Annotated in this window: 1 protein-coding gene; it reads left to right on the plus strand. The window is 64.4% G+C overall.

The window, feature by feature from the left end:
• Positions 1 to 2: 2 nt before the first annotated feature.
• Positions 3 to 547: ABC transporter ATP-binding protein (locus G3N94_RS41965; RefSeq protein WP_205799990.1), on the plus strand; the 545-nt coding region annotated here is incomplete at its 3' end.

The following is a 547-nucleotide window of genomic DNA, read 5'->3' on the forward strand; positions in this document are numbered from 1 at the left end:
TGATGGCAGCGGCAATGTTGAAAATCAAGGGCTTGCAGGTCAACTACGGCGGCATCCAGGCCGTGAAGGGCGTTGACATGGAAGTCCGCCAGGGCGAACTCGTGACGCTGATCGGCGCGAACGGCGCGGGCAAGACCACGACGATGAAGGCGATCACGGGTCTGAAGGCGTATTCGGCGGGCGACATCGAGTACGACGGCAAGTCGATCAAGGGCGTGCCGACGCACGAGCTGCTGAAGCACGGCCTCGCGATGGTGCCGGAAGGCCGCGGGATCTTCGCGCGGATGTCGATCCTCGAGAACATGCAGATGGGCGCGTACCTGCGCAACGACGCGGACGGGATCAAGCAGGACGTCGACCGGATGTTCGGCTTCTTCCCGCGGCTGAAGGAGCGCGCGACGCAGCTCGCCGGCACGCTGTCGGGCGGCGAGCAGCAGATGCTGGCGATGTCGCGCGCGATTCTTTCCAAGCCGAAGCTGCTGCTGCTCGACGAGCCGTCGATGGGGCTGTCGCCGATCATGGTCGAGAAGATCTTCGAAGTGGTGCG

It is taken from the genome of Burkholderia sp. Ac-20353 (genome assembly GCF_017104785.1).
Taxonomy (GTDB): Bacteria; Pseudomonadota; Gammaproteobacteria; order Burkholderiales; family Burkholderiaceae; genus Burkholderia.